At 70.6% G+C, this 18,142-nt stretch carries 17 protein-coding genes; 12 read left to right on the top strand and 5 right to left on the bottom strand.

Annotated elements, in window-relative coordinates:
* Positions 1–302: 302 nt before the first annotated feature.
* Both BLW76_RS49390 and BLW76_RS49395 read left to right on the top strand, forming a co-directional pair.
* Positions 303–590, top strand: a complete 288-nt coding sequence (locus BLW76_RS49390) for a hypothetical protein (protein ID WP_244169998.1) — start codon at positions 303–305, stop codon at positions 588–590.
* Positions 591–666: 76 nt separating this feature from the next.
* Positions 667–1,302, top strand: coding sequence for a hypothetical protein (locus tag BLW76_RS49395; RefSeq protein ID WP_244169999.1), 636 nt, complete (start codon positions 667–669; stop codon positions 1,300–1,302).
* Positions 1,303–1,377: 75 nt separating this feature from the next.
* On the opposite strand, the gene BLW76_RS48270 is transcribed toward BLW76_RS49395, so the two are convergent.
* Positions 1,378–2,010, bottom strand: coding sequence for a hypothetical protein (locus tag BLW76_RS48270; protein WP_167384419.1), 633 nt, complete (start codon positions 2,008–2,010; stop codon positions 1,378–1,380).
* Between the two features lie 227 nt (positions 2,011–2,237).
* Here BLW76_RS48270 and BLW76_RS00900 point away from each other — a divergent pair, with 227 nt between their 5' ends.
* Together BLW76_RS00900 and BLW76_RS00905 are read left to right on the top strand one after the other, a co-directional pair.
* Positions 2,238–3,290, top strand: coding sequence for a polyprenyl synthetase family protein (locus tag BLW76_RS00900; RefSeq protein WP_091303934.1), 1,053 nt, complete (start codon positions 2,238–2,240; stop codon positions 3,288–3,290).
* Between the two features lie 23 nt (positions 3,291–3,313).
* Positions 3,314–4,525, top strand: coding sequence for a sunset domain-containing protein (locus BLW76_RS00905; RefSeq protein ID WP_091303935.1), 1,212 nt, complete (start codon positions 3,314–3,316; stop codon positions 4,523–4,525).
* Between the two features lie 99 nt (positions 4,526–4,624).
* On the opposite strand, the gene BLW76_RS00910 is transcribed toward BLW76_RS00905, so the two are convergent.
* From BLW76_RS00910 to BLW76_RS00920, 3 genes are all read right to left on the bottom strand, one after another.
* On the bottom strand, positions 4,625–5,689 hold the full coding sequence (locus BLW76_RS00910; RefSeq protein ID WP_091303936.1) for a 2-oxoacid:ferredoxin oxidoreductase subunit beta: 1,065 nt from the start codon (positions 5,687–5,689) through the stop codon (positions 4,625–4,627).
* Positions 5,686–7,611: a 2-oxoacid:acceptor oxidoreductase subunit alpha gene (locus BLW76_RS00915; RefSeq protein WP_091303937.1), complete on the bottom strand. Its 1,926-nt coding sequence runs from the start codon at positions 7,609–7,611 to the stop codon at positions 5,686–5,688. The genes BLW76_RS00910 and BLW76_RS00915 overlap by 4 nt, the downstream gene beginning before the upstream one ends.
* A 261-nt stretch (positions 7,612–7,872) precedes the next feature.
* The gene (locus BLW76_RS00920; protein WP_091303938.1) at positions 7,873–8,637 is read right to left on the bottom strand and encodes an enoyl-CoA hydratase; all 765 of its coding nucleotides are present in this window, start codon (positions 8,635–8,637) and stop codon (positions 7,873–7,875) included.
* Positions 8,638–8,673: 36 nt separating this feature from the next.
* Here BLW76_RS00920 and BLW76_RS00925 point away from each other — a divergent pair, with 36 nt between their 5' ends.
* Positions 8,674–9,063, top strand: a complete 390-nt coding sequence (locus BLW76_RS00925; protein ID WP_091303939.1) for a hypothetical protein — start codon at positions 8,674–8,676, stop codon at positions 9,061–9,063.
* A gap of 175 nt (positions 9,064–9,238) precedes the next feature.
* On the opposite strand, the gene BLW76_RS00930 is transcribed toward BLW76_RS00925, so the two are convergent.
* Positions 9,239–9,685 (bottom strand): Lrp/AsnC family transcriptional regulator, encoded by a 447-nt coding sequence (locus BLW76_RS00930; RefSeq protein ID WP_033261465.1) that lies wholly within the window; start codon positions 9,683–9,685, stop codon positions 9,239–9,241.
* A 74-nt stretch (positions 9,686–9,759) separates the two neighbouring features.
* Between BLW76_RS00930 and ddaH the strand changes: the two genes are divergently transcribed.
* The 7 genes from ddaH to BLW76_RS00965 all read left to right on the top strand — a co-directional run bounded on the left by ddaH (position 9,760) and on the right by BLW76_RS00965 (position 18,113).
* Entirely contained in the window at positions 9,760–10,596 is an 837-nt protein-coding gene (gene ddaH, locus BLW76_RS00935; protein WP_349256870.1) for a dimethylargininase, read from the top strand.
* An 82-nt stretch (positions 10,597–10,678) separates the two neighbouring features.
* On the top strand, positions 10,679–11,338 hold the full coding sequence (locus BLW76_RS00940; protein ID WP_091303941.1) for a polysaccharide deacetylase family protein: 660 nt from the start codon (positions 10,679–10,681) through the stop codon (positions 11,336–11,338).
* A 182-nt stretch (positions 11,339–11,520) separates the two neighbouring features.
* Positions 11,521–12,204, top strand: a complete 684-nt coding sequence (locus BLW76_RS00945) for a glycoside hydrolase family 75 protein (protein ID WP_091303942.1) — start codon at positions 11,521–11,523, stop codon at positions 12,202–12,204.
* A 193-nt stretch (positions 12,205–12,397) separates the two neighbouring features.
* Positions 12,398–13,708, top strand: coding sequence for a nucleotide sugar dehydrogenase (locus BLW76_RS00950; RefSeq protein ID WP_091303943.1), 1,311 nt, complete (start codon positions 12,398–12,400; stop codon positions 13,706–13,708).
* Positions 13,709–13,769: 61 nt separating this feature from the next.
* Positions 13,770–14,894 carry a glycosyltransferase family 4 protein gene (locus BLW76_RS00955; RefSeq protein WP_425265994.1) on the top strand — a complete coding sequence of 375 codons (1,125 nt, stop codon included), beginning with the start codon at positions 13,770–13,772 and terminating at the stop codon, positions 14,892–14,894.
* Between the two features lie 109 nt (positions 14,895–15,003).
* Positions 15,004–16,362, top strand: coding sequence for a GumC domain-containing protein (locus BLW76_RS00960; protein WP_167384420.1), 1,359 nt, complete (start codon positions 15,004–15,006; stop codon positions 16,360–16,362).
* Positions 16,359–18,113 (top strand): Wzz/FepE/Etk N-terminal domain-containing protein, encoded by a 1,755-nt coding sequence (locus tag BLW76_RS00965; RefSeq protein ID WP_091303945.1) that lies wholly within the window; start codon positions 16,359–16,361, stop codon positions 18,111–18,113. The genes BLW76_RS00960 and BLW76_RS00965 overlap by 4 nt, the downstream gene beginning before the upstream one ends.
* The last annotated feature ends 29 nt before the right edge of the window (positions 18,114–18,142 follow it).

An 18,142-nucleotide genomic window follows, 5' to 3' on the forward strand; every position in this document is an offset into this window, starting at 1 on the left:
GCCGGTTCCCCTTGCAAGAAGATCCGTTCCGCCTGGAATGACGATCGGAAACCCGGTGACAATAAGTGATAACCCTTCGGTGGAATGCCGGCCAAAGGCAAGGTTCTAGCTGGTCAATAGGGAAATCCGTAGGCACACTCTGCGTAATGCGACCTGCTTGGCAACTCACCGTCGTCCTCTGTATATGTCTCCTGGTCTCGTCCGGCTGTACCGGCGAGACCTCGGAGGCGACGCGTCACGCACCGCTGTCACTTCCTTGGCATCCGAAACAACCCCGTCCGGCGGATCGGGACGAGCGCGCGGTGGACGCTGCGCTCGCCGCCCTCGACCTGTGCTCGCTGATCGACCTCGGCGTCTACGACCGCCGGAAAGCGCCAGGTGCTGCGCCGGCCACGCGGCAAGCGAGGGTCTTCGATGGCCGGTGCCAGTGTGACCTCGTGCGCGATGTACTCCCGTTGATCACGGTTCGTGACGGGTCGCCGGAGAGCGCTCCGCTGCGAAACGACGGGGCGGTCGTCGATCTGTCGGGCGTGAAGGGATACCAGACAGAACGCCACATGAAGGGCGGATCGTCGGCTGCAGTGTGCTGATTCCGGTCAGTTTTGTCCGGGCAGTGCGTTCGAGATCGCCTACGGCGAGCGGCAGGACAAAGCCCATTGTGAAATCGTGCGTGACTTCGCCGATGCGGGTGCCCGCTCCCTGCCGAAGGAGCTTGTTTACCCGCCTGGCGGTCAGGACTCCGGCCGCGTTGGGGCCTGCGCCAACATGGTCGTCAACACCGACGGCAGCGACTGCGATCCCGCCGTCGACCTTGACGTGCTGAACGGCGGTGTGGACGTGGTCCTGAACGCCGGAGCGCGCAACCCGAACGTCGAATGCGCGGTCTTCCGCGCGGCCGTTGCCGCGGTGTTCGGAGGTGCCTTCGAGCCGGTGGCGACGCCGGGTGCCTGCTGGTTCGTCGAACCGCAGCATCGTCTGCGGATCGAGGTGGGGGCGACGGTGCTGGGAGACCGCCCGGGGATCTTCGGCTCGGATCCGAACCTTTGGACGGATCGGCAGATCGTCACCCTCGGACAGAAGCCGGCGGTGGCTTTTCGGAATCTGACCGGAAACGAGTACTCCGTTTACGCTTCGCCGTACGGCGCCCTCGACCGCCGAGGGCATGTCCGGTTGCAGATCAGTGCCGAGCGCGAGCGCGGCATCGACACCGACGTCCAGCCGGTTTTGCCGATGGATGTCACGCTGAAGGCAAAGGCTGTCGTCGCGTCAGTGCTGGAGCACCATTTCGGACCAGGTCGCTGACTCGATGCTGCGCAAACTGGCGAAGGCGCCGCGGCCACCCTCTCGGCTCGTCCCAGGCCGCGGCGCCCCCGGGCCCTATGGGGTCGGTGTGCAGCTCGTCCGGCCCAGTGTCACCGCTCCGCTGATGCCCGATGCCGGCAGGAACTCGAGGCGCAGCATCGTCAAGCCGATGCTTCCGTCGCCCGGGAGGCTCTGGATGTTGAACACCGCGTTCGCCAGCACCGTTCCGTCCGCTTTCCGGATCGGCGACACGTACCCGACCGGCACCGGGTTCGGCGGGTTCGTGATTCCCGACATCCCGCCGTACGACCAGTTCGCGCTCGTCTGCGTCTGCGTTCCCTCGCACGTCACCGTGTAACTCGCCAGCTTCACCCTCGGCCCACCCGCGCTCACCAGCGCCGACAGCTCGAAGTTCTTGCTCGTTGCCGTCGACTTGGTCGCTGTCGCGTTCGTGTTCGGGTCCGTCACGGTTGTCGTGCAGGAGGACGTTCCGCCGCCGAATGTCACTCCTGGCTTCGAGGCCACCTGGGCCGACGCGCTCGCCGGGCCGGTGATCGAACACTGACCCTGCGTCGGCACCTCCACCGTCGAGCCCGCCTTCGTGAACGACGCCGAGCCGATGTCCGCCACGCCCCGCAGCGGGTCCGCCGAAGCAGGCGAAGCGGCAGCCACCAGGGCCAACAGAGCCGTAACAACCGTGCCGCGCATGCGCGTTCCTCCTTGCCGAGCGGGGTTCACCTTCTGAATATCCGCCCGCCCGAGCCGTCCGTTGCGTCCGGAATCTCCGATCACCCTTTCGAGGAGCGCGAACCACCCGGGGTGGTGTCATGTTCGTCACCGTTTCCGCAGGACAGCGGGTAAACGACCGCGCGGCGTAGCCACTACGCTCAAGGGGCAACCGACCGGTGCACGAGTAGAGCGGAGCCGACGTGTCTGTGCCTTCCCCAGCCCCCGGGGCGGGATCCCTCCCCGCTGCGCCGGGCGGCGCCCTCGACGACCTGCGGGCGTCGGTCGGGCTGCAGATCGCCGACGAAACCCTCCTTCGATCCATCGCCGGCGGGCTGGCCGAGGTCGAGAAGCTGCTGCGCGAGGTCGTGCGCAGTGACGTCCAGGCCGTCAACGACGCCGCGTTGCACCTGGTCGAGGCCGGTGGCAAACGCTTCCGTCCGCTGTTCACCCTGCTCGCCGCGCAGTTCGGGCCGAAGCAGGACGACCACGTCATCATCGCCGCCGCCGCGGTCGAGCTGGTGCACCTGGCCACGCTCTACCACGACGACGTCATGGACGAGGCCGACATGCGGCGCGGCGCCGAGAGCGTCAACGCGCGCTGGGACAACACCATCGCCATCCTCACCGGCGACTTCCTCTTCGCGCACGCGTCGCGCCTGGTCGCCGACCTCGGCACGGACGCCGCGCGGATCATCGCCGAGACCTTCGGCGAGCTGGTCACCGGCCAGATGCGGGAGACCGTCGGCCCCGGTCCGGGTGACGACGCCGTCGCGCACTACCTCACCGTCATCGCCCAGAAGACCGGGTCGCTGATCGCCACCTCCGGCCGCTTCGGCGGCATGATGTCCGGCGCCGCCGAGGAGCACATCGAGGCGCTGCGCCGGTTCGGCGACATCATCGGCACCGCGTTCCAGATCTCCGACGACATCATCGACATCGCCTCGCCGTCCGACGAGCTCGGCAAGGCGCAGGGCACCGACCTGCGCGAAGGCGTCCGGACGCTGCCCATGCTGTACGCGCTGGCCGACCCGGAGACCGACCCGCGGCTCATCGAGCTGCTGTCCGGACCGATCGCCGACGACGCCCTCGTGCAGGAGGCGCTCGACCTCCTCCGGGTGAGTAGCGGACTCGATCGAGCACGCGTCACCCTTTCCGACTACGCTCAGCGCGCGCGAGCCGAGCTCACCGCGCTGCCCGCGTCACCCGCCCGGGACGCGTGCGAGTCGGTCGCCGACTACCTGGTCGCGCGCACGCGCTGAGCACTTAACAGGGGCAGGAAAAGATGTCCATATTCGGACAGGTCTGGCTGTGGAGCCTCGCCGCGTTCTTCGTCGGGGTGCTCCTCACCTGGCTGGTGCTGGTGCTGCCGCTCCGCAAGAGCGTCCGCCGGCTGGAGAGCGCGCTGGCGCAGGCCCACGCCGACGCCGCGCGCACCCCCGCGAACGCCGGGTCGGTGAGCGGCACCGAGGCGTTCCGGCGGGCCGAGCCGGCGCCGACCCGCCAGGAGACGTCTTACCCCGGCACGCTGGTCGCCGCGCCGCCGATCCACCGCGACGACGTCCACGACGACATCGACGAGGACTTCGCCGAGCTCGACGCCCAGGTGCCGCCGCGGATGCCGCCGACCGAGCCGTTCGTTCAGGCGCCGGAGCCGGAGCCGGAACCCGCGGAAGACGACCCGTACCGGAGCGCGGCCAACCAGTTCCTGACGCCCGAGGACGAGCCGGAGCGCGCCGACCCGACCCAGTACCTCACCCCGGTCGGGGACTCGTTCGACGACGACCTCGAGCCGGAGTCGCCCGCACTGGCGCGGCTCGAGCAGAACGCCGACTCCGACACCGCCGGCTCGCTGTTCACGCCACCATCCGGCGAGGCGGCGCCGGACTGGTTCGACCGCGACGCTTCCTCCGAGCAGCGGTCGGCGTTCGAAGAGCCGGTGGAGCGCACGCGGTACCTCGGCTCGGTCGGCAAGGCCGAGCCGGAAGAAGCCGAGCCGCCGCAGTACGCGTTCGGCGGCGACATCGCCGAGAGCGACCTCGACGTGCCCCCGGAGACCCCCGCCGAAGCCACGCAGGTGCTGCCGAAGCGGCAGCCGCGGGAGGCGGTGCGCGGCGGGTTCGACACGCCCCAGCCGATCCAGCCGTCGATGCGCACGGTCGAGCGCCGCGAGCCCGACCTGTCCGGCGGCCACAGCGGTTCGCTGTTCGAGCCGTCGGTCCAGCCGAACCAGGCGGCCGCGAGTGTCGTGGCGCCGGAACCGCCGCCGGCCCGCCAGTCGGCGGCCGACTCGGTCCCGCCTGGCCCGTTCGGCCCCGGCTCGGCGATGCCGCGCCCGGGTGGCGGCGCCCCCAGCGACAGCTTCGCCGTGAAGGCCAGCGTCACCGCCTTGCGGTACTGCACCGAGGAGTCGGCGCAGTTCCCGAAGATGGTCGCCGAGGTGTGGTTCCGGACGGCGGAAGACGCCGAGCGCGTCGGGTTCCGGCCGCTCGGCTGAGGTTCGGACGAACGACCTGAGGTCCGGGACTCTTGTCCGGGCCTGAATGCGAACAAGGCCGCCATGCACCGGGCATGGCGGCCTTCTTCACAAGCGGGGTTACGCGACGGTCCAGGTGTCCTTGCCGCGCAGCAGGCCCTGCAGGTCCGGCTTGCGGGCCGCGCGGGCCTCCTCGACCTGGGCGCGGGCGCCGTCGTCGTACGTCGGGCGCTCGACCTGGCGGAGGATGCCCGTCGGGACGTGGTTCAGGTTCTGGTCGCCGATGCGCGAGAGCGCGAACGCGTACGACGTGTCCGCGATCGACGGGTCGTGCACCACGATGTTGTCCTCGCCGATGTCGGCGACCTTGGCGACGTCCAGCCCGCCCCAGTCGCCGCGCTTGACGCCGAACTCCTGGTTCGGGCCGAAGCGGATCGGCTCGCCCGCGCGCAGCGGGATCAGGCGCGTGGCGGCCTCGTCGGCGTCCTTGAGGACGTCGAACGCGCCGTCGTTGAAGATCGGGCAGTTCTGGTAGATCTCCACCAGCGCCGAACCGCGGTGCTGCGCCGCCGCCTGCAGGACCTCGGTCAGGCCCTTGCGGTCGGAGTCCAGCGCGCGGCCCACGAACGACGCCTCCGCGCCGATCGCCAGCGACAGCGGGTTGAACGGCGTGTCCACCGAACCCATCGGCGTCGACTTCGTGACCATGCCCTGCCCGGACGTCGGGGAGTACTGGCCCTTGGTCAGCCCGTAGATCCGGTTGTTGAACAGCAGGATCTTGATGTTCACGTTGCGGCGCAGCGCGTGGATCAGGTGGTTGCCGCCGATGGACAGCGCGTCGCCGTCACCGGTGACGACCCACACCGACAGGTCGGGCCGCGTGGTGGCCAGCCCGGTGGCGATCGACGGCGCGCGGCCGTGGATCGAGTGCATGCCGTAGGTGTTCAGGTAGTACGGGAAGCGCGACGAGCAGCCGATGCCCGAGATGAACACGATGTTCTCGCGCTTGAGGCCGAGCGTCGGCAGGAACGACTGGACGGCGTTGAGGACGACGTAGTCGCCGCAGCCCGGGCACCAGCGGACTTCCTGGTCGGACTTGTAGTCCTTGGCCTTCTGCGGCTCGTCGGTGGTGGGCACAAGGTCCAGGCCGCCGAGGTTGGGTATCCCCAGATCGATCGCGGTCATTTCGCCGCCTCCGTCGTGACGCTGGTGATGATCTCCGAGAACAGGTTCTGCAGCTCTTCGGCCTTGAACGGCAGCCCGGCGACCTTGGTGTGCGAGTGGACGTCGACCAGGTACTTCGCCCGCAGCAGCAGCGCCAGCTGACCCAGGTTCATCTCCGGCACCACGACCTTGTCGTAGCTGCGCAGGATGTCGCCGAGGTTGGCAGGCAGCGGGTTGAGGTGCCGCAGGTGCGCCTGCGCGATCGGCAGGCCCTGCTTGCGGACGCGCCGGCAGGCCGCGCCGATCGGGCCGAACGAGCTGCCCCAGCCGAGCGCGAGCACCCGGGCCTTGCCGCCGGAGGGATCGTCGACGACGAGGTCGGGGACGTCGATGCCGTCGATCTTCGCCTGCCGCAGCCGGACCATCTTGTCGTGGTTGTCCGGGTCGTAGGAGATGTGGCCGGTCCGGTCGGCCTTCTCCAGCCCGCCGATGCGGTGCTGCAGGCCGGGCGTGCCCGGGATGGCCCACGCGCGGGCGAGGGTCTCGGGATCGCGGACGTACGGCCAGAACTCGCCGGAGTCGTTGTCCGCGTTGGGTTCGGTGGCGAACTCGACGCGCAGGTCGGGCAGCTCGTCGACGTCCGGGATCAGCCACGGCTCGGAGCCGTTCGCGATCGCGCCGTCCGACAGCAGCAGCACCGGCGTGCGGTACTTCAGCGCGATCCGGGTGGCCTCGACGGCCGCGTCGAAGCAGTCGGCGGGCGACAGCGGCGCGACGATCGGGACCGGCGACTCGCCGTTGCGGCCGAACATCGCCTGCAGCAGGTCGGCCTGCTCGGTCTTGGTCGGCAGGCCGGTGGATGGGCCGCCGCGCTGGACGTCGATGACGACCAGCGGCAGCTCGACCATCACGCCGAGGCCGACGGCTTCGGACTTCAGCGCGACACCCGGCCCGGACGTCGAGGTGACGCCGAGCGCGCCGCCGTAGGACGCGCCGAGCGCGGCGCCGATGCCGGCGATCTCGTCCTCGGCCTGGAACGTGATGATGCCGAAGTTCTTGTGCTTGGACAGCTCGTGGAGGATGTCCGACGCCGGCGTGATCGGGTACGTGCCGAGCAGGATCTGCAGGCCCGAGCGCTGCCCGGCGGCCACGATCCCGTAGGCCAGCGCGGTGTTGCCGGTGATCTGCCGGTAGGTGCCCTGGGTCAGCTTCGCCGGCGCGACCTGGAACGTCGTCGCGAACGACTCGGTGGTCTCGCCGTAGTTCCAGCCCGCGCGGAAGGCGAGGATGTTGGCCTCGGCGATGTCCGGCTTCTTCGCGAACTTCTCGCGCAGGAACCGCTCGGTGCCCTCGGTCGGCCGGTGGTACATCCACGACAGCAGGCCGAGCGCGAACATGTTCTTGCAGCGCTCGGCGTCCTTCTTGCCGAGGCCGGTGTCGGCGAGCGCGCCCTGGGTCAGGGTCGACATGGCGACCCGGTGCACCTGGTAGGGCGCGAGCGTGTCGTCGTCCAGCGGGTCCGTCGCGTAGCCGACCTTCGTCAGGTTGCGCTTGATGAACTCGTCGGTGTTGAGGATGATCGTGCCGCCGTGCGGCACGTCGCCGAGGTTGGCCTTCAGCGCGGCCGGGTTCATCGCCACCAGCACGTCCGGCCGGTCGCCGGGGGTGAGGATGTCGTAGTCGGCGAAGTGCACCTGGAAGCTCGAGACACCGGGGATGGTGCCCTGTGGTGCGCGGATCTCGGCCGGGAAGTTCGGCATCGTCGACAGGTCGTTGCCGAACGCGGCGGCTTCGGACGTGAAGCGGTCGCCGGTCAGCTGCATGCCGTCACCGGAGTCGCCCGCGAACCGGATGACCACCCGGTCCAGCTTGCTGACCTCGGTCGGCCTGGTTGCGGCGAGCGAGCCGTGACCAGCGGCGTTGCCGTTCGCACTCGTGCTCATGGGTCAGGGATTCCCTCTCTCCCGACGGTACGGCTTCCGTTCGCCTGCCGGTGCCGCGGCTGCGCTCACCAGATCTACTCCCGAGGTTAGCTCGCCCTCAACACCGATGTTGGTAGTGTCCCGGCTGCTGGACGACCTCATCCATGCGGTTCCCGGTTTTCGCGTACAGATACACCGGATACCTGTAACCGATGGTAAAGCGTAACCACTGCGGCGCGTTGTGACGCGCATCTCCGGCAAGGGTAGGGGCCCCTGATCGAGTCACGGGCGAGAACGGATCCGGTTCCGCATCAAGGAAAGCCGTTCGGCGAACTCCGGTGACGCCAGCGAGGCCAGCTGCGGTGCGATCTCGACGTCGACGGCGTCGCTGTGCCGCCCCAGGTCCGCGGTGGTGCGCAGGCTGCGCTTGGTGGCGATCAGGACCTCGCGCGGCGCGGTGACGGCGGCGTGAGCGAGGTCACGTGCGGCCGCCAGCAGGTCATCGTGGTCGCCGTCGACCACGCGCAGCGCCAGCCCGGCCCGCACCGCGCCTTCGGCGTCCAGCGCCTGCCCGAACAAGGTCATGGCGGCGGCCTGCTGCGGGCCGGCCAGCCGCTGGGTCATCCAGGTCATCCCGCCGCCGGGGTGCAGCCCGAGTTCGAGGAACCGGGCGACGAACCTGGCCCGCGGCCCGGCCAGCCGCACATCGGCGGCGAGGGCGAGGTTCAGCCCGGCCCCGACGGCCGCCCCGCCGACGGCGGCGATCGTCGGCAGCGTGCACCGCGCGACGGCGAGGAAGCCTTTGTAGATGGCCCGCAGCCCGGCTTCGCCTGCCTCGGCCAGCGCGGACAGGTCAGCTCCGGCGCAGAAGGCGGGCGGCGTCCCGGTGACGACGACGGCGTGCACGGACTCGTCCCGTTCGGCGGCCCCGACGGCGGCGGCGAGCTGCGCGGAGAGGTCGAGGGTCAGCGCGTTCCGGCTGCCGGGAGCGTCGACGGTGATGAGGGCGACGCCGCCGGAGTGCTCGCTGACGATGCTGTCGGTCATGGCGCCCAGGGTGGCACGGTCCGGTATTGGTGGGGCATGGGGGAACTGGTCGGGGCGCTGGTCAAGGGCATCATCGTGCTGGTGGGCAACCTGCTGGCGGCGATCGACACGGCGGAGCTGTCCGGCGCCCGCCGCCGCCGGTCCCGGGCGGCGGCCCTGGCGCGCGGTTCGCGGGTGGAGTACCCGTGCGTCCTGCGGTCGCCGGAGCTGACGGCCGGCCGCGAGCGGCGCGGGTGGCTGGTCGTGGGCGACGGGCCGGTGCGGTGGCGGGGCCTGCGTGCGGAGCCGGTGGTGTTCGAGCCGGGCGAGCTGACGATGCAGGCGGTCGACCAGCAGGCGGTGACATTCCAGTCGGCGGGCGGCCGGGCGGAGCTGCGGCTGCACCCGGACGAGGCACCGGCTGTGCTGCGCGCACTGGGCGGCTGAGGTCGCGCCTCCGGCCCCCGGCGACCAGCGTATCGGCGACGGCCGACGGTTTTCGCGATCTCGGAGCTCGGGGAGCGGACCTGTCCACAGGCCCGCTGACCTGTGGACCGGTGCCGTGCGCCCGCCCGGAACCGTCGGACCCCGCCGGTAGGCTGGAGACCGGGGGCCGGAGGCCTCACTGCTCCGGAGTGGGCGGCCGTTCGAGCAACCGCGAGAGCACCACCGTCGACACGGTCCGGTCCACGATCTCCAGCCCCCGCAGCCGCTCCAGCGCCGTCTCCAGGTGGTGGATGTCCGCCGCCCGCAGGTGCACGATCGCGTCCGCCGCGCCGGACACCGTGTACGCCGCCACCACCTCCGGCAGGGGCTCCAGGCGCGCCCGGATGCGGGCCGGGGTGATGTTGCCCTGGCACGTGACCTCGACGAACGCCTCCGTTCCCCAGCCCAGCGCCTCCGGGTCGACCACCGCCGTGAAGCCCCGCAGGATGCCCGTCTCCAGCAGGCGGTCGACCCTCCTCTTGACCGCCGGCGCCGACAGGCCGACCACCTTGCCGATCTCCGCGTAGCTGCTGCGCGCGTTCGCCACGAGACACGAAACGATTCGCTGGTCGATGGTGTTCACACGCAACATTTAGCACAGATACGCGCAGCGAACAGCGATTGATTGCGATATTAGGCACGCCTTACCCTGCAGTCATGCAGGCGATGCGCGTACCGACCACTCGTCGATACCTCATGTGCCCGCCGCGCTTCTTCGCGGTGGACTACGTGATCAACCCCTGGATGGACCCGACCCAGCCGGTCAGCGCCGACGTCGCCGTCGCGCAGTGGACCGAACTGCGCGACACCTACCGCAGGCTCGGCCACACCGTCGAAGAAATCGACCCCCAGCCCGGCCTGCCCGACATGGTCTTCGCCGCCAACTCCGGCACCGTCGTCGACGGCCGCGTGCTCGGCTCGCGGTTCCGCGCGCCGCAGCGCGCCGCGGAGGCCGAGCACTTCCGGCGCTGGTTCGTCGAGCACGGCTACCGCGACATCACCATGCCGGAGAAGATCAACGAGGCCGAGGGCGACTTCGCCTGGACAGGCTCCCTGCTGCTGGCCGGCACCGGCTTCCGCACCGACCCGGCCGCGCACGCGGAAGCCCAGGAAGTCCTCGGCGTCCCGGTCGTCTCGCTGCAGCTGGTCGACCCGCGCTACTACCACCTCGACACCGCCCTGTTCGTGCTCGCCGAGGCGACGGACACGACCCGCGCGCAGATCGTCTACTACCCGGACGCCTTCTCGGCAGGCTCGCGCCGCGTGCTCGAGCGGGTGTTCCCGGACGCCGTGCTCGCCACGAAGGAAGACGCCGAGTGCTTCGGCCTCAACGGCGTCTCCGACGGCCGCAATGTCGTCCTCCCGGTGGAGGCCACCCGTCTGGGTGAAATTCTGCTCGCACGGGGGTACGAACCGGTCTACGTCGACATCTCCGAGCTGCGGAAAGCCGGCGGCGGCCCGAAGTGCTGCACCCTGGAAATCCGCAAGGGCTGATCAACGTCCGAAAACGTGTAACTCACCCGTTTGCCACGGCGATTAATCGAAGTAACAAATCGACTACTCGCAGTGGCAGGCGGTGGGAGTGGTGACGGTGATCCTCGCCGTGCACGGGGTGGGCCGGCCGGCGCGTCCGCTCGACCCGGGCGAGGACGAGCGCTGGCTGACCGTCGAGCAGTTCGAGCGCGTCCTCGACGTCGCCGCCGACCGCGAGGACGTCCACCTCACCTTCGACGACGGCAACGAATCCGACGTCGACATCGTGCTGCCCCGGCTGGCCGACCGCGGGCTGACGGCGGAGTTCTTCCCGCTTGCCGGCCGCCTCGGGCAGCGCGGCTACCTCGACCGCGAAGGGCTGCGCGAACTCGTCGACGCCGGGATGGAGATCGGCTCGCACGGCTGGGAGCCGCGCGACTGGCGGCGCCTCGACGACCGGCACGCCGCCCGCGAGCTGACGGACGCCCCGAAGCTGCTCGGCGACCTGTGCGGCCGTCCGGTGCGGCGGTACTCGCTGCCGTTCGGCGCCTACGACCGGCGCGTGCTCGCGCGGCTGCGCCAGGCCGGCGCCACCCGCGTCTACTCCAGCGACGGCGGGGCCGCCCGCCGGGACGGCTGGCTGCAGGCGCGCACCGAGCTGCCGCACGACCTCGACGGCGACTGGCTCGACGAAGTCCTCGCCGGCTCCCGGCGGCGGGCTTCGCGCTGGGCGAACCGCCTGTTCCGCCGCACCGCCCGCTGAGCCGTCCCGGCGACCGGGACACCGTCTCGCGCGCTCCGCACCGGTGAACAGCCTTTTCGTCAACTTCGGCCGGCTGATGGGAAATTCCCGCACCCGGAAGTCTTGAACGCGCCCGGCCCCGAGGTGCATCCTGGTGCCCCGCCGCCGAAAGGAAAGTTTCCTAACTAAAGGGAGCACCAGGAATGCGGAAACTGATCCTGCTCGCGACGCTCGCGCTGGCGGCGGCCGCGATGCCGTCGGCCCTGGCTTCGGCGTCGCCGGCCCCGGACGCCGTGGCAGCCGCTCCGACGGCAGCCCAGCTGCTCGCGAAGACCACGAGCTGCCGGCAGATCTCGAACGGCAAGTACAAGACCGACGAAGACGTTTCGGGCAAGACGGTCGCGGTCTGCGACGCCAACGGCGCGGTCTTCTGGAAAGCCGACATGGACATCGACTGCGACGGCCAGCGCACCACGCAGTGCAACGAGGACACCGACTGCTGCTTCCAGGCCGACACGGCGTTCCACCAGTCCGACGGCAAGCCGCTCAACGCCGCGAAACTGCCCTACATCGTCGTGCCGAGCTCCAGCAGCATCTGGAAGTACTCCTCGTCCGGGCTCAAGGGCGGCGGCTCCTGCGCGGTGATCTACAACGGCAAGGTCGAATACACGGTCATCGGCGACACCGGGCCGTCGCAGATCATCGGCGAAGCCTCCTACGCCACGGCGAAGGACCTCGGCATCAACCCCGACCCGTCCAACGGCGGCACCGACTCCGGCGTCACCTACATCTGCTTCAAGAACTCGACCGTCTCGCCGATCGAGAACCACGCCAATGCGGTCAGCAAGGGGCAAAGCCTCGCCACCACTTTCGTGAACAACAACTGACACCTCTTCACCGACCGGCGGCGGATCGTGGTTCCCGGCCACGGCCCGCCGCCGGATCGAGACGCAATTCTCACCCGAATCCCTTGCGGCTCACCGCAGTCTCACGCCTTCCCCCGTCCGCCGCAGCCGCGGTAACGATCCAGGGGCGCCCGCCGACCAACTTGAGGGTCGCGCGGAATAGCGGAGGTTTGGCGTGAAGATCAGTGTCTTCGGGCTCGGTTACGTCGGTTGTGTCTCCGCCGCGTGCCTGGCGGGGCAGGGACACCGGGTGGTCGGCGTGGACGTCAACCCGGTGAAGATCGACCTCATCACGCAGGGCAACGCCCCGGTGGTCGAGGAGCGGATCGGCGAGCTGACCGCCGAGGTCGTCGCGAGCGGCGCGCTGAGAGCCACGACGGACGTCGCGGAAGCCGTCGCGGACAGTGAGATTTCGCTGGTCTGCGTCGGCACGCCGTCGGCGTCGAACGGCAGCCTCTCGACCGTCTACCTCGAGCGCGTGGCCGAGGAAATCGGCGAGGCGCTGGCGAAGAAGAGCGAGCGGCACACCGTCGTCTTCCGCAGCACCATGCTGCCCGGCACCTGCCTCGACCTGCTGGTCCCGATCCTGGAGAAGGCCTCGGGCCGCACCGCCGGCGTCGATTTCGGCGTCGCGGTGAACCCCGAGTTCCTGCGCGAGGGCACCAGCGTCCGCGACTTCTTCGACCCGCCGAAGACGGTGATCGGCGAGATCGACGCGGCCAGTGGAGACGCGGTCGCGGCGCTGTACGAGGGCCTGCCCGGCCCGGTTTTCCGGGTGCCGATCCCGGTCGCGGAAATGACGAAGTACGCGGACAACTCCTTCCACGGCCTGAAGATCGGGTTCGCCAACGAGCTCGGCGCGATCTGCCGGGCCCTCGGGCTCGACTCGCACCAGGTGATCGACGTCTTCCTCGCCGACACCAAGCTCAACATCAGCCCCGCCTACCTCAAGCCCGGGTTCGCCTTCGGCGGCTCGTGCCTGCCGAAGGACCTGCGCGGGCTCGTCTACGCCGCGCACCGGGCCGACGTCAGCGTGCCGATCCTGTCGCACGTGCTGGCGTCGAACGACGAACACCTGCAGCGCGCGTTCGACCTGGTCGCGCGCACCGGCAAGCGCAAGGTCGGGCTGTTCGGCCTGTCGTTCAAGCCGGGCACCGACGACCTGCGCGAGTCCCCGCTGGTCGAGCTGGCCGAGAAGCTGCTCGGCAAGGGGTACGACCTGAAGATCTACGACGCCAACGTCAGCCTCTCGCGGCTGATGGGCGCCAACCGCGAGTACATCGAGAGCCGGCTGCCGCACCTCGGCCAGCTGCTCGCCGGGTCCGTCGGCGAGGTCGTGAACCACGCCGAGGTTCTGCTCGTGGGCACCAAGGACCCGGACGTGCTGGCGGCCCTGCCGCACGACCGGGAGATCGTCGACCTCGTCCGCCTGCCCGACGCCGCGGAGCGTCGCCTTGAAGAGGGATATGCCGGCCTTGCTTGGTAAAACGCAGCCTGGTAAAGCGCTGATTCTCGTCGAGAACCTCTCCGTTCCCTTCGACCGGCGGGTGTGGCAGGAGTCCACGACCCTGCGCGACGCCGGGTGGGAAGTCCACGTGATCTGCCCGCAGGGCACGAAACGCGACACCGAGGCCGAAGCCGTCGTCGACGGCGTCCACATCCACCGCTACCCGCTCAAGGCGGCGACCGGCGGCCCCGCGGGCTACCTGCAGGAGTACGGCACCGCGCTGTGGCACACGCTGCGGCTGGCCCGCAAGGTCGGGCCGGTCGACGTCGTGCACGCCTGCAACCCGCCGGACCTGCTGTACCTGGTCGCGAAGGTGCTGAAGCGCCAGGGCGCGAAGTTCATCTTCGACCAGCACGACCTGTGCCCGGAGCTGTACCTCTCCCGGTTCGACCGCGGGCAGGACCTGCTCTACCGCGGGGTCTGCGCGCTCGAACGCGCCACCTACCGCGCCGCCGACGTCGTGATCTCGACGAACGAGAGCTACAAGCAGGTCGCCCGGATCCGCGGCGGCAAGCGGCCCGAGGACGTCTTCGTGGTGCGCAGCGCGCCGGTCGTCGAGCGGTTCCACGAGGTGCCGGCCGAGCCCGAGCTCAAGAAGGGCAAGCCGTACCTGCTCGCCTACCTCGGTGTGATGGGCCCGCAGGACGGCGTCGACTACGCCCTGCGCGCGCTCGCGAAGCTGCGTGACGAGGTCGGCCGCACCGACTGGCACGCGGTGTTCGTCGGCTCCGGCGACGCGTTCGACGACATGGTCGCGCTGTCGGCGAAGCTCGGGCTGGCCAACCAGGTCGAGTTCACCGGCCGGATCTCCGACGAGGACCTCGTCCGCTACCTGTCCACCGCCGACGTCTGCCTGTCGCCGGACCCGCTGAACCCGCTCAACGACGTCTCCACGATGAACAAGGTCATGGAGTACATGGCGATGAGCAAGCCGATCGTCTCGTTCGAGCTGCGGGAGGCGCGCGTTTCCGCAGGTGACGCGGCCGTGTACGCCCCGGCGAACGACGAGTCGGCGTTCGCCGCGCTGGTGTCCCGGCTGCTCGACGACCCCGAAGAGCGGATCCGGATGGGCAAGCTCGGCCAGGCCAGGGTGGCCGGCGCGCTCTCGTGGGAGAACTCGGCGAAGAACCTGCTCGCCGCGTATGAGCACGCTGTGAAGTCCTGATCGCCGTTCGGTCAAGAACTCACCGGACGTGTAACCAAAGCTCTCGGTCGGACGACGGTTCCGGTAACCGGCCGATCAACTGAACCCGTTCGGCGTACCCGGCTCAGGAATGGAGATCCCGCCGTTGACTGACGACACGGTGCGCCTGGCCCTGGTCGGGCAGGTCCTGCGACGACGATGGCGGCTGCTGGCCGCCCTCGCCGTCCTGGGCGCGCTGGTCGGCGCCGGAGCGTCGATCCTGTTCTCGCCCGGCTACAAGACGACGTCCAGCGTGCTGCTCCAGGGCCCGCGCCAGGCCGACGAGCTGCTCACCCAGGCCGACATCGCGAAGGCCTCGGTCGTCCTCGACCGCGCCGCCGCCGTGCTGCCGTGGCACCCCAGCGGCGCCGACCTGAAGGACCAGGTCAGCACGTCGGTGGCGCAGAGCAACGTCGTGACGATCACCGTCTCCGCCGACACCGCCGAGCACGCCCAGCAGCTCGCCGACCAGGTCGCCCAGCAGTACGTCAAGTTCGCCGGGCAGCTGGCGAGCAACTCCGCCGACGCCTCGGTGCAGCTGGCCCAGGAACAGCGCGAGTCGCTGCGCCAGCAGGTCAAGCTGACCACGGAGAAGATCAGCGACCTCGCCAAGAACGTCGGCGGCGAGCTGACCGTGGAAAGCGTGCAGGTCCGCACCCAGCTCGAAGGCCTGAAGACGTCGCTGGAGCAGGCGATCAACGACCTCAACGAGGCCGATCTCGCGACCGGCGTCGGCAACACCGTGGTGCTCGGGCCTGCCCAGCGCCCGACGTCGCCGGCGGCCCCGACGCTGACCCAGCTCGTGGCCGGGGGCGCGGTGCTGTTCTTCCTCGCCGGCGTGTTCGGCCACCTGTTCACCGCCCGCACCGACCGGCGCCTGCGGGGCGAGCCGGAGATCGCCTCCGCGCTCGGCGCGCCGATCCTCGCCGGCGTCGACGTCACCACCCCGCAGGGCGACCGCGCGCCGGCCACCGGCCTCCTCGGCAAGGTCCGGCACCTGCTCGGCGGCGACCGGCCGTGGGTGCTGCCGCCGGTCGCGACCTCGGCCGACGAGGTCAACCGCGACATCCGCTACCGCCGGGTGCTGGCCCGGGTGGCCACCGGCCCCGCCGACGTCCTGCTGCTGGTGGCCGACGACGACGAGACCGGCCGCCTGGCCGCCGCGCAGCTCGCCGAGCTGGCCGACCGGCTGTCCGTGCCGCTGCGGATCTTCGAGTTCTCGGCCGACCGGCCGACGGTGCCGGACGCCACGGCGAGCTCCGGGGTCCTGGTCGTGCTCGGCGCCGGCACGCGCACCGCGTGGCAGCTGGTCCGGCTCGCCGAAGCCTGCGCCGACGGCGGCCGGGAGATCGTCGGCGCCGTCCTCACCCACCCCGTCCGGCCGACCGAGCCGGAGAAGCCCGGACCCGCGGCGGAAGCCCCCGAGAAAGCCCTGGCAGGTTCGGCGTGACGACTACTCCCGAAACCCCCGCCGCGCCGCTGGTCGATCTCCAGCGGCTGTTCATCGCCATCCGCCGCCGCAAGCGGTTCTGGCTGGCCACCGCGCTGCTCGGGCTCATCGCCGGCGCGGCGCTCGCCGTCCTGCTGCCGGCGCCGCCGACCGCGGTCGCCAAGGTCATCGTGGTCCACCAGGACGACTCGCCGACCGACAGCGGCACGCTGATGCGCACCGACGTCGCCGTGCTGCAGACGACCCAGATCGCCGAAGCCGCGTTGAAGAAGCTGGGCAGCACCGACTCGCCCGAAGACTTCATGAAGAACTACGCGGGGCTCGGGCTGACGAACAACATCCTGCAGATCACCGTCAAGGCCAAGAGCAACGAAGAGGCCGCGGCGCGGGCGCAGGCGCTGGCCGAGACGTTCATCGCCGACCACGTCCGGCGCAGCCAGGCGGCCGCGGCCGCGCAGTCGCAGGCCATCCTCGACCAGCGCAAGAACGCCCAGGACGAGCTCGGCAAGATCGAGCAGCAGATCGTCGAGGAGGAGGGCAAGGGCAGGCAGGCCAGCCAGCCCACCCTCGAAAACCTCTACAGCCGCCGGGCCGCGCTCACCGCGCAGATCTCGGACTTCACCGCGCGTGCCCAGCAGGCAGGCATCGGCAGCCCGCAGGTCGCCGCGGGCACCCAGGTCGTCGACGCGGCCCGCGTGCTGCCCAAGGCGTTCCTCAAGACCACCGCGACCAACGCCGGGATCGGCTTCGCGCTCGGCCTGGCCCTCGGGCTCGCACTTGTCGCCGTCGGCGCGGTCTCGCGCGACAAGCCGGTGCTGCGCCGCGAGATCTCGACGCACCTCGGCGCGTCCGTCATCGCGCAGCTGCCGTCGAAGCCGCGAGGCCCCGCCCGGCTGTGGCGGCGGTCGCGCGCGGTGTCCGAACGCCAGCGTGTGGCCACGACGCTGGTCCGGCTGATCAAGCAGGACCCGCGCGAGGTGTCGCTGCTGGAGCTCGGCGCGCCGAAGGTCGCCGCCGCCCTCGCCCTGGACATCGCCGGCGAGCTGGACACCGCGAGCGTCGTCGACGACCTGCCGGGCGAGGACGTCCGCAAGCTGGCGCAGGAGACGAAGAGCGAGGTCTCCGTGGTCGGTGCCGGCGACCCGCCCGCGACGCCGGAGGAGCGCCGCGTCGGCGTCGGCACGGTGTCGCCGGGCACGGCGTGGACCGACCTGGAGCACCTCGGCGAGGAGACCGTGCTGGTCGTGAAGGCCGGGCACGCGAACACGCTGTGGCTGCACACCGTCGCCCGCCAGCTGGCCGACCAGGCGATCCCGATCCTCGGCGTCGTGCTGGTCGACCCGGACCCGCGCGACAAGTCCGACGGCACGCTCTGGGACGGCCTGCACACGGCCCTGCGCGGCCGCGGCCGGCCGGCGACCCCGCCGGCCCCGGCCGAGCGCGAAGACCGCCTCGACGAGCTGGTCGCCCGCGTCGCCGAGCGCGTCGTCACCGAGCAGCCGACGCGCCGGTTCACGCCGGTCCGGCCGGTGCTCCCGCCCGCGCTCGCCACGCCGAGGCCACCGGCGTCGCCACTGCCGCCACCCGGGGGCGTGAGCGTCCCGGACCACCTGAACGCGCCGACGAAGAAGTTCGCCCCGGTCAAGCCACCGAAGCGGCCGTCGCCGTTCAAGCGCGACCACGCCGAACCGAGCCACAAGGGCGAACTCGACGCCGACCTCGAGCCCGAAAAAAGCGCGGAAGTTTCCTGACCCGCGCCGCGACCGAAGGGGAGCGCACT

It is taken from the genome of Amycolatopsis tolypomycina (assembly GCF_900105945.1).
In the GTDB taxonomy this organism is placed as follows: domain Bacteria; phylum Actinomycetota; class Actinomycetes; order Mycobacteriales; family Pseudonocardiaceae; genus Amycolatopsis; species Amycolatopsis tolypomycina.